Genomic DNA, 14,200 nt, shown 5'->3' with positions numbered 1-14,200 from the left:
CGGCCGTCCGGCCGGTACCGGCCGGACACCCGGCCCCCCGGCCCCGGCTCCGGCTCCGGCACGGAATGCCCGCTCCCGGTACCGGCTACCCGGCCCGGGCGGGCCGAAACCCGGAACCGGGACGAACCGGCGACCGATTCAGCGGCAGGTCAGCTCGACGATGTGCCGGGCGGCGGCGAGCGTGTCCGGGTCACCGGTGCGCTCGTACGCCTCCACCGCCGTGTCGGTGAACTTCATGACGTGCTCGTCCCCGTGGTCGGTGGCCCGCTCGACGATCGCGGTGGCCGGGTCGTCGCCGCGCGGTGCCGCCGGCAGCTCGGCGCGCGCCAGCGGCTGGGCCGGTTCGTACGCGGAGACGATCGCGGCCGACGCGGACCACACGGCGGCGAGGCTCGGCGCCCACAGCTCGTCGGGCAGCAGCGGCAGCGTGTGCAGTACCGCGTTCGGCGCGGTGGCGGTGTGCACCAGCAGCACCGGGCTGCCGTGGCCGCGCTCGAGGTAGCGCAGCACCGCGGCGTCGACGAGCCGCTCCAGCAGCTCCGGTACCTCCGCGGGTGCCGCCGGGGCACGCAGCGCCGCCTGCGCGGCCGGCCACCCGGGCAGTTCGGCGAGCCGGCCGAGCCGCTGCACGATCAGCCCGCTCTGGTCGGCCAGGTGCGGGATGCCGGCGAGCGCCTGGTCGGGTTCGAGGTGCCCGGCCGGCCGGTGTGCCGCCGGGACCGGCCGGGACCGCGCCGCCCAGAACGCCAGCCCGTGGCCGAACTCGTCCAGACCGGCCGGGCCGGTCGCGCCGTCCTGCAACGCCCGCACCGCGTGACCGACCCGGATCAGCCCGTGGGTGGAGCCGGCAACGATCCCCGGCAGCAGCCGCGGCCACCACTCGACCAGTACCTCTCGCCATGGCCGGTCGGCCAGCTCCCGCCGGAAGTGGTCGACCCAGTCGGCGACGCGGCTGCCGTCGCCGAGCGCGGCGGTCCAGTTCGCCTCGGCGATCGGCTGCCGGGTGTCGGGCAGCTCCACCAACCGGGGCAGGTACCCGTCGACCCAGCGCCCGATCCGGTCGCCGTACCCGCGCCGGGCCAGCACCTCGGCCGCCATCGGGCCGTGGTTGGTCAGCCCGTTGTTGTGGTCCCTGTCCCCCTCGTACTCCGGGCCCATCCGATGCAGCCGCTCGTACGCGTCGTCCAGCGCTCCGCTGTTCACCGCCAGCTCCCTCCGCCTCGCTGCCCAGGCTCGTCCACCCACGGCGGCTCGCACAGGGCCATCACGGGCAAAACCAACCGGACCAATCCGGCTGGGCCGGCGGACCGGCCAGGGGGCGTGGCGTCGCGGCTCAGCAGCCGTCGGGGCGCGTCCAGTGATGGTCGTAGCGCCCGCGCAGGGCGGTGACGAACCGGACGATGCGCGCCTCGTCGTAGCGCGGGAGCCGGTCGATGCGGCCCCAGGCGGTCAGCGTGATGGAGCGCAGGCCGGGGCGGGGCACCAGCAGGGTGTCGGCGGGGAAGCGCCGCTGCACGTCGCGCAGCAGCCGTACGGTCGCCGGCGCCGTGGCGGGCGGGTAGTGGATGACGACGTGGCCGTGCTCGAGGGCGTGCACGGTCAACCCGTCGGGCAACGGTGCGGTGTAGATGCCGACCGCGGCCACGAACGGGAAGTGCGGACCGGAGGTCGGCGGATCGGAGTTGTACCGAACGGACGCCGCCCTCGCCACCGAGATGTGCGGGCTGTCCATGATGGCCACCCCCGTACCGGGCAGGCACGGTGCCGCGCGACTCGGGGCGCGGGAACCGGCGGCCGTGGCCACCAGCTGTGCCCGGTACGGGCCGACCAGCAGCGCGACGACCGCGGCGACGATCGCCCCGACGGCGGCGGCCCGCCAGAGAAAGCGGCTCACAGCAGCAGACCCTTCCTGCGCAGTCGCCGTTCGCGCAGTGCCAGCAGCCCCGGAGTGCCGTACACGACGAGGAAGTAGAGGGAGACGGCGGCGGACTCCCAGAACGGCACCGAATGCGCCGACGGCACGACGAGGTTGCCACCGACGTACACCAGCATGGACAGCACGATCGGCAGGTTGAACGTGAGGAACAGCCAGCACATGGCGCCGATCCCGACCAGGTACACCACGCCGAACCAGCGCGCCACGGTCCGGTCCCGCGAGCTCGCCGCGGCGAGCTCGGCCCGGTCGTCGTCGGACAACCGCCAGAGCCGGTTCTTGGTGGTCAGCCAGGTCACCCGGTACAGGTTGGTGCAGCGCAAGGCGTTCGCCAGCACGGCGTACATGTCGGACCGGAGGAACACCGCGCCGAACTGCCACACGAGCGAGATGACCTGGTTGAGCACCAGGGCGGCCAGCACCCGGTCGAGCAGCGGCGGCAGCTCGACGAGCTGCCGCAGGTATGCCAACCGGACGAGCAACACGACCGCCAGCACGGTGCTGTCGACCGCCATCCCGGCCAGGAACGGGCCGTACCTGCGGCGCCGCGGTACGGTGACGATCTGGCTCAGATCGGTCTCGAACACCACGTACACGCCGCGGTAGCTGAACCGGAAGATCGCCGGGATGCCGAGAGCCCGGCCGGCCAGCCAGTGCCACATCTCGTGCAGCGCATTGAACAGCAGGCTCAACGGCAGCAACGCCAGCAGCGACAGCAGCGGATCGGACAGGAACCACACGCTCTCGAAGCTGGGCCGCAACTCCGGCCGCGCCACCAGCAGCACGACCGCGATCGCCGCCGCCGACCCGTACCCGATCCAGGCCGGCCGGCCGAAGAACCGGCGGGCGACCGCCGGGTCGACCCCTTCGATCCACCGGATCGGCCGCTGCCGCCGACCCCGGATCGGCGAAGCCTCCCCGTCCGGATCCGCGTCCGGCTGCGTCGCGACCGGGTCGAGCAGACCGGCGGCGGTCAGCGTTGCCACGAAGTCCGCACCGTCGACCGGTTCGCCGGCGGCCGCGGTCGCGGCGTCGGTCGCCTCGGCCAGCGAGGCACCCGACTGGAGCGCCTCCACGAACACCGCGCCCGGCTCCGGCACCGTGACGAACAGCCCCAGATCCGGCCGGCCCAGTACGCACTCCGCGCCGTCGCGCGCCACCACCAGCGGCGCCGTCGCCGCAGCCAGATCGGCACCAACGGTGGTCACGAGACACCTCCAGACATGTCGTACCGGCCGGCCGAACCGTGGTCACCTCAGGAGTCGCACAGCTTGCCCGCGATCTGACAACCGGTCAGGCGGGTGTTCTCGATCTTCTTGATCTCGATCTTCATGGCGTTCACCTCCTTCCGACGGCTCCGCTCGGTGGCGCCGGGCCGGCGGCCACCGAGGGACGGCTCACGGCCGGCCCAGGCCGGCGTCGCCGGCCGTCGCAACGGACGCGTCGATCGATCCGCACACCGGGCACGCGGGATCGCGCGCCCACTCGACCTGATCGGTCCGGCAACCGGCCGCGAAGTCCACCGAGATGGGGCTGCCGGCGTACGCGGGTGGTTCGAAGCCGGTGAGGTAGCGCAACACCTCGAACGCGGCCAGCGAACCGAGCAGCCCGGCCACCGGTCCGATGCCGCGGTTGACGCGCGGCTTCGTGGCGTGCAACCGGATGGCGGCCGCCTCGCCGGCCGCGTCACCGTCGTCGGGCTCGTGCACGCCGCACCGGCGGCAGGCGCTGCGGCCGGGATCCACCGACCACACGACGCCCTGGCTGACCCACATGCCGCCCCGCACGTAGGGCACACCGGCACGCACGCACTCCGCGTTCACCCAGTCGTCCACGTCGGCCGGGCTGTCGATCCCGGACATCACCACGTCCGGCGCGTACTCGTCGAGCAGCGCGGCCAGCGCCGCCGCCGAGTCCACGGCCGCGTCGATCGTGTCCACCTCGATCGCCGGGTCGAACTCGCGCACCCACTCGCCGGCCCGCGCCACCTTGCGGTCGCCGCGCTGGCCCCACCGGTACAGGTACTGACGGGCGAAGTTGCGGGCGTCGACGGTGTCGCGGTCCAGCAGGGTCAGCCGTCCGACGCCCAGCCCGCACAGGTGCGGCACCGTGTTGGAGTTGAGCCCGCCGGTGCCCAGCACGAGAACGTGTGCGGCGCGCAGCCGGCGCTGGAAGTCCTCCCGGCTGCACGACAGCGACGCGAACGTCTCGAAGAAGCCCAGGTTGCTGAAGTAGCGCTCGCTGTCGGCCGCGCCGAACCCGCCGAGCCGCTCGCCATCCTCCAGCAACCGGTACTCGTCGAGCGCCGCGACGGCCGCGACGACGTCGTCCACCGGCATCGCCAACTGCTCCGCCAGCTCGGCGACGGTTCGGCCGCCGGCCCGGAGCAGCTCCAGCAGCCGCTCGACCGCACCGTCGGGGTCCTCGACGAGCAACCGGTCGCGTACGTCGTGCACCAACCGCAGCCGGGCACCGTCGCGTTCCCAGGCGACGGACTTGAGTCGGGGCCGCATACCACCTCCAGGTGATCGCGCGCTCACAACGCGGCCGAAACATCGGCTGGAACGTCGATTGAGCGCTCCCTGACCCGTCACGAACTTTCGTCGCGCATGACCGTATCAGCTGACGCCTCGGCACTCCACAGTTCGCGCACATTCCCGCCCGTCCACCGCGGTGGGAGCTGCGCGGCCGGAAACGGTACTGCGGAGTGCCCCGGCGCGAGCCGGTCGGCGCCGCGGCGGGGCGGTTCGGGCGGCCCGGCGCGCCCGAGCGGCGGAGGGTACCGGCTGAGTGGTGGATGTCTGCGGGCCCGGCCGGTGCCGATACTCGGGTCGGGTTCGCGCCCGGCACCACGACGAGAAGAGGCATCGTGGCAGACCCGCCTGGCCCGGCCACACTGCCGGTGCTGATGTACCACTCGGTGTCGACGGTCCCGGCGGGGCCGCTCGCCGAGCTGGCCGTGCCGCAGCGGCGGCTGCGTGAACACCTCGCCGCGCTGGCCTCGGCCGGGTACCGGCTGGTCGGGCTCAGCGACGCGCTCGACCTGGTGTCCGGCGGGTTCACCGACCCGGTGGTCGCGGTGACCTTCGACGACGGGTACGCGGACTTCCTCGACGCGCTGCCGATCCTGCTGGCCGTCGGCGCCGGCGCGACGCTGTACCCGGTGGTCGGACAGCTCGGCGACGAGGCCGACTGGCTGGGCGACCGGGCCGGGCTGTTCGGCCGGCTGCTGGACTGGCCGGAGCTGGACGAGGTGGCCGCGGCCGGCGTCGAGATCGGCTGCCACGGCCTCACCCACCGCCCGCTGGACGTCCTGCCGCGCGGCCAGGTCGACGAGGAGCTACGGATCGCCCGCGAGCGGTTGACCGAACGGTACGGGCGGCGCATCCGGTCGTTCTGCTACCCGCACGGGTACCAGGACGCCGCGGTGCGCGCCGCGGTCGCGCGGCACGGCTACGACAACGCCTGCATCGTCGGGCGCGCGCTGCACACCATCGGCGCGGACCGCTTCGCCGTGTCCCGGCTGCTGCCCACGCCGGAGCAGACCGGGGAGCAGGTGGTCGAGCTGGTGGAGACCGGCGGCCCGGCCTGGGCGGCCCGGCTGCGGGCGCTGGGCCAGCCGGCCTGGCGGCTGGTCCGGCGCCAGGTCTTCCGGATCTCCGGCCGGGTACTGACATGACCGGCCGTACCCGGCGGTGCCGCGCGATGCTCGCCGCACTGCTGACGACCGTGGTCGTGCTGTCCGGTTGCGGTACCGGTGGGTCCGGTGGCGGCGGCGCCGACCCACCGAGCCCGGCCGGCCGGTCGTCGGTGTCGGCGCGACCGTCGCCGTCGGCGACCCCCAGCCGGCCGGCGCCGCAGCGGGTCATGTTCGGCGCGTACCTGGATCTGTCCGGGCACACGCACGAGCAGGCGGAGGCGTTGCGGCGCCGGCAGCTGGGCCGCTCGTACCGGATCGACCAGGAGTTCTTCGCCTGGAAGGACTCGCTGCTGGTCGGCTCGCCCGCGCCGGACCCCGGCCAGCTGCTGATGGCGTCGTGGCGCGGCACCTACTACCGGCAGATCCTGGACGGGTCGCAGGACACCTGGATCGCCGAGCAGGCCGACCGGCTCAAGCGGTACGGCAAGCCTGTGCTGCTGCGCTGGGGGTGGGAGATGAACGGCGACTGGTTCGTCTGGGGCGGCGCGGCCAACGGCAAGAACCCGGCCGGGTTCGTCGCCGCCTGGCGGCACCTGCACGCGATCTTCGCGAAGCAGGGCGCGACGAACGTGCAGTGGGTGTGGGGGCCGAACCGCAACTCCAACCCGGACGCCCGCTGGAACGACGTGCGGCGCTACTACCCCGGCGACCGGTACGTGGACTGGATCGCGGTGTCGGGCTACAGCTACGGCACCAAGTCGCCGGCCCAGCTGTTCGACCGGGTGTACAACCTCGGCACGGACAAGCCGTTCATGCTCGCCGAGACCGGCGTGCGCGCGGACGGGAAGTTCGCCGCGCACTGGGTCGGGCAGCTGCGCCGGTGGGTGGCCCGACATCCCCGCACCCGGGCGGTGATCTGGTTCGACACCGACACCTCCCAGAGCACGGCGCTGAGCTGGCGCATCGACGCCACCCCGCAGCTGCTCGCCGCCGTCAAGGCGATGGGTGCCGATCCGAGGTTCCAGGGATGAGCGCGCATCAGGCCGGCGTCGGCCGCCGGGTGGCCTACCGCGACCGGGCCTGGACCTCGGTACGGATGGTGCGGCTGATCGGCCCGCTGCACGGGCTGTGCGCGGCCGACCTGCGCACCGCGCTGATCCGCCGGCAGGCCGACGACCCGCGCTGGCCGCCGCTGTGTCGGCTGGTCGACGGCCGGCGCTGGGTGCCGCGTACCGGGGTCGGGGTCCCCGCGCAGGTGGCCGCGCTCGTTTCGACCCCGACACCGGCCGGCGATCCGGCCGGGCAGGCGCTCGCCGCGGTACGGGCCGCCGATGTCGACGAGGCACCGCTGCGGCTCGCGGTCTGCGGCGACTACCTGGCCGCCGCGGTCAACCACTGCCTCGCCGACGGGCGCGGCTTCAACACCCTGCTCGGTGCGCTCGCGTCGAGCGCGACCGGCTGCGACCCCGACCCGGCGACCCCGCCGCTGGGCGCCCCGCTGGCACGGGCGCTGCTCGGTCACTTCGGCCGCCATCCCCGCTCGGTACCCGCGGCGCTGCGGCTGGTGCGGCCGCCGGTGCCGGAGCGGCAGCTCCCGGCCGGCTGGCGGCCCGAACCGAGCCACGTCTCGGTACGGTCCGCGCGACTGCTGCCGGCGCTGCGGGACTGGCGCTCGGCCGCGGCCCCGGCGGTGAGCACCGCGTCGGCGCTGTTCGCCGCGATCCTGCGGGCGTTCGCCGCCGCCGGGTTACCGCCGCGCGGACCCGGCGTGACGATCCTGGTCGACGCCCGCCGCTACCTGCCCGCGACGACCGAGGTCAGCGGCAACTTCGCGTTCGGCCAGTACCTGCGGCCCGATCCGCTCGACTCCCCGGTCGCCATCGACACCGCGGTACGCGCGGAGCTTGCGGCCGGCCGCACCCTGTCGATGATGGCCGCCCGTACGGCGCACGTCATGCTCGCGCCGCACTCCGCGCGGGCCGCCGACCGCTGGGCGGGCGCTCCGGCCATCACCCTCACGCACTTCGGCCGGACCGAACCGTTGGAGCCCCTGCCGTGGGCGGCGCCGCCGGCACAGCGGCGCAACGAGACCGTTCTGACGCCGGGCGGGCCGGACGCCGTCACGGTGTCGGTGGCCGAGCTGTCCGGCGTGCTGCACCTGGACGTCTCGTTCCACGCCACCAGCTTCGCCGGCGCCGAGGTGCGGCGGGCGCTGGAACTGGTCTGCGACCGGGCGGTCGATCTGCTGTCGCGGTGACCGGCAGCTCGGGCACACTCCCCTTCGGGCCGCCGGGCGGCCACCGTCGACACAGCCATCGCCCGCCAAACTACCGACGGGTACCGGCAACCGGGCGGTCCCGGCCGCACTCCGTCGGGGCCACCGTCGGCCACCGGTCGGTGCCGGCGGCTGGCGAGATGCCGATCAACGGTAGCCATTTGGTGGATTCTCGCAGGTCAGGCTGGGGATAACTTCTGGGTGTCGGAACGGCTGCGCTACGTCGATACCCGTCGCGGCAGTGCATCGGGAGCCGCGCGGCGCCGACACGGGGGAACCATGGTTTTGCCTACTGCCATCAATGGCCGCAGACGTCCTTTACCGTCCGGCGCGCCGCGAGTCAGCGTGGTGATCCCCACGCTCAACGAGTCGAAGAACCTGCCGTACGTCTTCGCCCGACTTCCTCCCGGCCTGGCCGAGGTGGTACTGGTCGACGGCGGCTCGGTCGACGACACCGTCGAGGTGGCACGGACGCTGCGGCCGGACATCCGGGTCGTCCGGCAGACCCGTACCGGCAAGGGAAACGCGCTGGCGTGCGGGTTCGCCGAGTGTTCCGGCGACGTGGTGGTGATGATCGACGCGGACGGCTCGACCGACCCGATGGAGATCCCGGCGTTCGTGGGCGCGCTGCGCGACGGTGCCGACTACGCCAAGGGCTCCCGGTTCTGCTCGGGTGGCGGCAGCGAGGACATCACCCCGGTTCGCCGGCTGGGCAACGCGATCCTCAACGGCATCGTCAACCGCCTGTTCGGTACCCGGTTCACCGACCTGTGCTACGGCTACAACGCGTTCTGGCGGGACGTGATCCCGCGGCTGGAGCTGCCCGACCCGCAGCTCACCACCGCCGACGGGAAACGGCTCTGGGGCGACGGCTTCGAGATCGAGACGCTGCTCAACATCCGCGCCGCCTGCACCGGACTGTCCATCCAGGAGGTGTCCAGCCTCGAGGCGCGCCGGCTGCACGGGGAGAGCAACCTGCACGTGTTCGCCGACGGACGGCGCATTCTCAACACGATCGCCACCGAGTACCGGCGGGCCCGACGGGCGGCCCGGTCGCCGCGGCACCGGCGCCGGGCGGCGGTGGCCGTCGCGGTGGCGGCCAGGTTCGCCTCACAGGCGCCGGCCGGCGAGCGTGACGCGAGCGAGCGCTGAGATGTCCACGGTGGACCCCGAGGTCGGCGTCGTGGTGCCCTGCCACCACGACCGGCAGTGGCCGCTGCTGCGCCGATCGATCGAATCGGTGCTGGCCCAGCGACCCGCGCCCGCCCGCCTGATCGTGGCCGTCGACCACAACGAGCCGCTGCGAGCCCGGCTGGAGAATGCCTACCCGCACGTCACCGTGATCGCCAACCGCTACCCCCGGCGTGGCGTCTCCGGCAACCGCAACAGCGGTGCCCGGCTGCTCGACACGCCGCTGATCGCGCTGCTGGACGGCGATGCGGCCGCCGAGCCCGGCTGGCTCGCCGCGCTGACCGCGCCGTTCGCCGACCCTTCGGTGTGCGGCGTCGGGGGCGCCATCACCCCTGTCTGGGCCGGGCCTCGCCCCCGGTGGGTACCGGACGAGTTCCTGTGGGCGTGGGGTGGCGCCTATGCCGGGCTGCCGACCACCGCCGGCCCGGTACGCAACGTCTGGTCGGCGAGCATGGCGGTGCGCACCGAGGCGTTCCGCGCCGTCGGCGGATTCCGGGTCGACTTCGGCAAGGTCGGCAACCTGTCCCGGCCCGAGGACACCGACCTGTGCCTGCGACTCAGCCGCGCCACCGGCGGGATCTGGTGGTACGCACCGGATGCGCGGGTGCGCCACCCGGTCGACGCGGACAAGACGCTGCTGCGCTACTTCCTCGGCCGCTGCTACCAGGAAGGCCGCGGGAAGATCGCGCTGGCCCGGCTCAACCGCGGCCCCGCCAGCCTCTCCAGCGAGCGCGGATACCTGCTCGGCACCGTACCGCGGGCGATACTGCGCGGCGCGACCGCACCGCTGCGCGGCAACGCCGCCGCCCTGCTGCCGGCCGCCGCGATGCTCGCCGGTGTCGGCGCCGCCGGCTGCGGCGCGCTGGTCGAGCTGACCGGCGGCCGCCGGGCGTCCGCAGCCCGTGGGGGGCGACGATGACGGCGCGGATCCCCGCCGTGGTACGGGATGTGGAGCTGTCCGACCCGCTGCCCGCCGTGCCGTCCCGCGATGCGACCGGTCGGCGCGCCGACCGGGCCTTCCTGCTGCTGCGACGCCACACCGAGCCGCTGGCGCTGGTACCGGTCGCGATCCCCGACGAGGGGCTCGCGCCGGCGCGGCTGGCGGCCGCGCTGACCGCCGCCCTGGGCCCCGGCCGCATCGCCGACGCCGTCGCCGCGGCCACCCCGCGGGCCCGCCACGGCGGCCATTCGGCCGCGGACCAGCCGGCCGCGCCGGACGGTGCGCCCGCAGCGTCCACCATGGACACACCGGAGTACCTGCGCCGGCGGGCCGAGGTGCTGCGTGCGGCACCGGAACTGACGGTGGCGATCTGCACCCGGGACCGCGCCGAGCTGCTGGCCCAGTGCCTGGACGCCGTTGCCGCGCAACGCTACTCCCGGTTCCGGGTGCTGGTGGTCGACAACGCACCACGCACCGATGCCACCCGCCGCTGCGTCGAGGCCGCGCGCGCCCGCCACCCGGTCGAGATCGACTACCTGGTCGCCCCGCGCGCCGGCGCGTCGAACGCCCGCAACGTGGCGCTGGCCGCCACCCGCGGCAGCACGGTTGCGTTCGTCGACGACGACGCGCAACCCGACCCGTACTGGCTCGCCGAGATCGCCCGCGCGTTCGCCGACCATCCGACCGCGGACGCCGTCACCGGCCCCGTCGTACCGCTGGTGCTCGACAGCCCCGCACAGCTGTGGTTCGAGCAGTACGGCGGCCTGAGCAAGGGCCGCGGCTTCCGCGAGTGGGTGTTCGGCCCGGGCGGCCGCGATCGGCAGCACCCGCTCTACCCGCTACCGCCGGTCGGCAGCGGGGTCAACATGACGCTGCGCCCCGGCGCCGTGGCCCGCATCGGCCGGTTCGACCCCGCGCTCGGCGGCGGCGCGCCGGCACTGGGCGGCGAGGACACGCTGGCGTTCATGACGCTGCTCGCCGCCGGCGGTACCGTCGTCTACCATCCCGGCGCGCTGGTCCGGCACCGGCACCGGGACGACCTCGCCGGGCTGCGCAGCCAGCTGGTCGGCTACGGCTCGGGCCTGACCGCCGCGTACACGGCGCTGGTGTGCCGGCGCCCGGCGAGCCTGCTCAGCCTGGCCCGGCTGGCGCCGCGGGCGCTGCACGACCTGTTCGCGGCCGGCAGCCCGCGGATGGCCAGCATCGGCCCGGACTTCCCCCGCGACCTGCTCACCGCCAACCGGCACGGCATGCTCCGCGGCCCGCTCTGGTACCTGCGCGGCCGTCGCGCCGCCCGCCACTCCTCCACGCCGCCGGCCCCGGAGCGTCCGGAGCCGGCGCAGCGGGACGCAACCGGTGGCTCCCCGGGCGCCGCGCACGTGGTGGACGGGGCGACATGACGCTGACCGCCGACCGGCACCGCGACGCGGTGGCGCCCGCCGTACCGCGCGCGCCCGCCCTCGGCGGCGCGCCGGTGACGCTGACCGCCTGCGCGGTCGGCGTGGCACTCGTCGCGGTCTCGTACGCGCAGGGCTGGGCCGGTGCCAACGGCAGCGTCGCGTACTGGTGCGGGCAGCTGCTGGTGTTCACCCCGGTCGCCGTGCGGCTGCTCGCCGCCCGCACGATCCGTACCGCCGAGGCCGGCACCCTGGTGCTCGGGCTAGCGACGATGCAGTACCTGCTGAAGTGGATGTACAGCCCAAACCGGTTCCGGTTCCCCGACGAGCTGCAGCACTGGGCCGGCACCACCGACCTGCTGCACGCCGGAGCGCTGTACCGGCCGAACGAGGCGCTGCCGATCGCCGCGCACTACCCGGGCATCGCCGAGGTCGGTGCCGCGGTCGCCGGGCTCACCGGGCTGCCGGTCACCGTGGCCGGCCTGCTGGTCGCCGGCGCCTGCCACCTGGCGTTCGTCGCGGCGCTGTTCGCGCTGGCCCGCCGTACCGGCGCCGGGCCCCGCACCGCGGCGCTCGCCTGCGTGTTGTACGCGACCGGCCTGCACTACCTGTTCTTCGACTCGATGTACCTGTACCAGACGATCGCGCTGCCGTTCCTGCCGCTGGTGCTGTGGGCCAGCCGGCGCTGGCGGCTGCGCTCGCCGAACACCCTGCCGTACGCGGCGATCGGGCTGGTCGCGCTGGCCACGATGACGGTCACCCACCACGTCACCGGGTACCTGGCGGTGGCGATCCTCGCCCTGCTCGGCACCCTGGAGGCGCTGCTGGGCCGCCGGCGGGCCCCCGCACGGTCCGGCGCCCCGTCCCGGCGTTACGAGACGCTGCTGCTGGCGGCGGCCGGAGCCGCACTGGTGGCTGCCTGGACGCTCGGGCCGGCGCGGTCGGTGTTCGACTACTTCGGCCCGCAGCTGCGGCAGCTCGGCGACGCGGCGAGCGGCCTGCTGTCCGGCCGGTCGGGCGGTTCGGCCGGCACCGACCCGGTGGCCGCCGCCGTGCAGGCGGCCGGGCTGCTGGCGCTGCTCGCCGTGCTGGTGGTGGCGCTGCGCGCGACGGTACGGGCCCGGTGCCGCGACCCGTGGCGGTGGGCGCTGCTGGCGGGTGGCGGCGCGTTCTTCGCCGTCGCCGCGATCCGGTTCGTCGGCGCGCAGGGACCGGAGATCGCCGGCCGCGCCACCACGTTCACCTACCTGCCGCTGTCGCTGCTGGCCGCCGGGGTCCTCGCCGGCGCCGCCGGCCGAGGCAGCAGCGACCTCCGCGGCGAGCTGTCACCGGCGCGCCACCGGTTGCGGGTCGCCGCCGGTACCGCATTGATGCTGTTGCTGCTGGTCGGTGCGCGCCTGGGTGGCTGGCCGCCCGGGTTCGAGCGGCTGCCCGGCGGGTTTCGCCTCGACGGCTACGAGAGCGGGCTGGACGCGCGGTCGATCGCCGCGGCACAGTGGCTCGGCCGGCAGTACCCGCCCGGTACCCGAATCGGCTGCGACCTGACCGGCTGCACCCTGGCCGCCGCGTACGGGCGGCTCGATCCGGTCGGCTACATCGACCGGGTGTACACGACGCCCCGCTGGACGCCGGACACCGAGGCGCTGCTGCGGCAGCAGGCGGTGTCGCTGCTGTGGGTCGACCGCCGGCTCGGCACCGAGACCCCGCCGACCGGCAGCCTGTTCCCGACCGATCCGCGGGCCGGGCAGCGGGACCGGCCGCTGCCACGCACCGCGGTCGCCAAGTTCGACCGGCTGCCGGGCAGCGACCGCCGGTACGACGACGGCGCGGTCCGCATCTACACGGTGGACCAGCGATGACCGCCCGGCGCCACGGTGCGCGCAGCCCAGCGGCCCGCCGGCGCGGCGTGCTCGGCACGCTGCGCGGGGCGAACCCGGGCCGGTCGCGGTGGCCGATCGGGGTGGCGGGCGCTGCGCTACTCGCCGCCGGCGCCGTGCTGCTGCCGGTACCGGTGCTGCGGGTCCCGGCCGGGCTCGCGCTGGTGCTCGTCCTGCCCGGCCTCGCCGCCGTCGGCCCGCTCCGCCCTCGACTGTCCACGATGGAGCGGATCGCGCTGGTGCCGTTGCTGAGCATCGCGGTACCGGTCCTTGGCGGAATCGGCTGCTACGCCGCGGGCGCTCGGCTGACCGCGCCGGTGTGGGCGGTACTCGCGACGGTCGTCACGCTCGCCCTCTGCGGCCTGCACGTCGTGCTCGGCGATCCCGCCGCAGCACGAGCAGCCCGCCGCGACCCGGCCGGCACGCGGTCACCCCGGCCCGACCCGGACGGCGCGGAGGCGGACCGGACCGGCCGGCGCGCGGTGCGACGCGGCCAGGCCCGCGGGCCGGCGCCCCGCAGCGATCCGGCGTGGCAGCGTCGCAACGACGAGCCGCGGGCGGCGGTGCGGCGGGCGCTGCGCGTCGTGCTCCCGGCGGTACTGACGGTCGCGCTGCTCGGTGGCGCCGGCGCCGTGGCGCTGCGGGCGGCCGGGGCCGGCTCGGTGCAGCACTACACGGCGCTGTCGATCACGCCCGTCGGCTCCGCCGTCGCGCTCGACCGGTCGGTACGCATCACCGTGTCCTGCAACGAATCCGCCGCCACCGCCTACACGGTCCGGGTGACCGGCGCGGACGGGTACGACACGCACCGCAGCGTGCGGCTCGCGCCCGGGCAGTCGCGCACCTGGCGGCTGACCGTACCGGCGGTCGGACGGGTCACCGCACAGCTCTACACCGGCGACCGGGGCACCCCGGACCGGTCGGTGTTCCTGGCCGGGGGGTGACCG

Annotated in this window: 12 protein-coding genes; 8 read left to right on the top strand and 4 right to left on the bottom strand. The window is 74.9% G+C overall.

What is annotated here, in order from left to right; all coding sequences use genetic code 11:
• Nucleotides 1-138: 138 nt before the first annotated feature.
• The 4 genes from Asera_RS12765 to Asera_RS12750 form a co-directional block, all read right to left on the bottom strand.
• Complete coding sequence (locus Asera_RS12765; protein ID WP_030445720.1) at nucleotides 139-1,203, bottom strand: questin oxidase family protein; 1,065 nt, start codon at nucleotides 1,201-1,203, stop codon at nucleotides 139-141.
• 130 nt (nucleotides 1,204-1,333) lie between these two features.
• Nucleotides 1,334-1,894, bottom strand: a complete 561-nt coding sequence (locus Asera_RS12760; protein WP_051802096.1) for a thioredoxin-like domain-containing protein — start codon at nucleotides 1,892-1,894, stop codon at nucleotides 1,334-1,336.
• Nucleotides 1,891-3,141, bottom strand: coding sequence for a hypothetical protein (locus Asera_RS12755; RefSeq protein WP_051802097.1), 1,251 nt, complete (start codon nucleotides 3,139-3,141; stop codon nucleotides 1,891-1,893). Before Asera_RS12755 ends, Asera_RS12760 begins: the two co-directional genes overlap by 4 nt.
• A gap of 189 nt (nucleotides 3,142-3,330) precedes the next feature.
• A complete protein-coding gene (locus Asera_RS12750; protein ID WP_030445724.1) occupies nucleotides 3,331-4,446 on the bottom strand; it encodes a HesA/MoeB/ThiF family protein in 1,116 nt (371 codons plus the stop codon).
• A gap of 356 nt (nucleotides 4,447-4,802) precedes the next feature.
• Here Asera_RS12750 and Asera_RS12745 point away from each other — a divergent pair, with 356 nt between their 5' ends.
• From Asera_RS12745 to Asera_RS12710, 8 genes are all read left to right on the top strand, one after another.
• Nucleotides 4,803-5,612 carry a polysaccharide deacetylase family protein gene (locus Asera_RS12745; RefSeq protein WP_169745824.1) on the top strand — a complete coding sequence of 270 codons (810 nt, stop codon included), beginning with the start codon at nucleotides 4,803-4,805 and terminating at the stop codon, nucleotides 5,610-5,612.
• Entirely contained in the window at nucleotides 5,609-6,604 is a 996-nt protein-coding gene (locus tag Asera_RS12740; protein ID WP_051802099.1) for a glycoside hydrolase family 26 protein, read from the top strand. Before Asera_RS12745 ends, Asera_RS12740 begins: the two co-directional genes overlap by 4 nt.
• Nucleotides 6,601-7,830: a hypothetical protein gene (locus tag Asera_RS12735; protein ID WP_030445727.1), complete on the top strand. Its 1,230-nt coding sequence runs from the start codon at nucleotides 6,601-6,603 to the stop codon at nucleotides 7,828-7,830. The genes Asera_RS12740 and Asera_RS12735 overlap by 4 nt, the downstream gene beginning before the upstream one ends.
• Nucleotides 7,831-8,193: 363 nt before the next feature.
• Nucleotides 8,194-9,000 carry a glycosyltransferase family 2 protein gene (locus tag Asera_RS12730; RefSeq protein WP_244843856.1) on the top strand — a complete coding sequence of 269 codons (807 nt, stop codon included), beginning with the start codon at nucleotides 8,194-8,196 and terminating at the stop codon, nucleotides 8,998-9,000.
• 1 nt (nucleotide 9,001) lies between these two features.
• Nucleotides 9,002-9,958 carry a glycosyltransferase family 2 protein gene (locus Asera_RS12725; RefSeq protein ID WP_035296173.1) on the top strand — a complete coding sequence of 319 codons (957 nt, stop codon included), beginning with the start codon at nucleotides 9,002-9,004 and terminating at the stop codon, nucleotides 9,956-9,958.
• Nucleotides 9,955-11,379 (top strand): glycosyltransferase family 2 protein, encoded by a 1,425-nt coding sequence (locus tag Asera_RS12720; protein WP_030445730.1) that lies wholly within the window; start codon nucleotides 9,955-9,957, stop codon nucleotides 11,377-11,379. The genes Asera_RS12725 and Asera_RS12720 overlap by 4 nt, the downstream gene beginning before the upstream one ends.
• Nucleotides 11,376-13,235 (top strand): hypothetical protein, encoded by a 1,860-nt coding sequence (locus Asera_RS12715; protein ID WP_030445731.1) that lies wholly within the window; start codon nucleotides 11,376-11,378, stop codon nucleotides 13,233-13,235. Before Asera_RS12720 ends, Asera_RS12715 begins: the two co-directional genes overlap by 4 nt.
• Entirely contained in the window at nucleotides 13,232-14,197 is a 966-nt protein-coding gene (locus tag Asera_RS12710; RefSeq protein WP_030445732.1) for a DUF1616 domain-containing protein, read from the top strand. The genes Asera_RS12715 and Asera_RS12710 overlap by 4 nt, the downstream gene beginning before the upstream one ends.
• Nucleotides 14,198-14,200: the final 3 nt, after the last annotated feature.

The organism is Actinocatenispora sera, assembly GCF_018324685.1.
In the GTDB taxonomy this organism is placed as follows: Bacteria; Actinomycetota; Actinomycetes; order Mycobacteriales; family Micromonosporaceae; genus Actinocatenispora; species Actinocatenispora sera.
This window is presented reverse-complemented; position numbering and strand designations above follow the sequence as displayed.

Excerpts from the sequence above, each read along its gene's own strand:
- Asera_RS12735 (WP_030445727.1), top strand. The coding sequence starts at position 6,601 with ATGAGCGCGCATCAGGCCGGCGTCGGCCGCCGGGTGGCCTACCGCGAC.
- Asera_RS12720 (WP_030445730.1), top strand. The coding sequence starts at position 9,955 with ATGACGGCGCGGATCCCCGCCGTGGTACGGGATGTGGAGCTGTCCGAC.
- Asera_RS12740 (WP_051802099.1), top strand. The coding sequence starts at position 5,609 with ATGACCGGCCGTACCCGGCGGTGCCGCGCGATGCTCGCCGCACTGCTG.
- Asera_RS12725 (WP_035296173.1), top strand. The coding sequence starts at position 9,002 with ATGTCCACGGTGGACCCCGAGGTCGGCGTCGTGGTGCCCTGCCACCAC.
- Asera_RS12715 (WP_030445731.1), top strand. The coding sequence starts at position 11,376 with ATGACGCTGACCGCCGACCGGCACCGCGACGCGGTGGCGCCCGCCGTA.
- Asera_RS12750 (WP_030445724.1), bottom strand. The coding sequence starts at position 4,446 with ATGCGGCCCCGACTCAAGTCCGTCGCCTGGGAACGCGACGGTGCCCGG.
- Asera_RS12710 (WP_030445732.1), top strand. The coding sequence starts at position 13,232 with ATGACCGCCCGGCGCCACGGTGCGCGCAGCCCAGCGGCCCGCCGGCGC.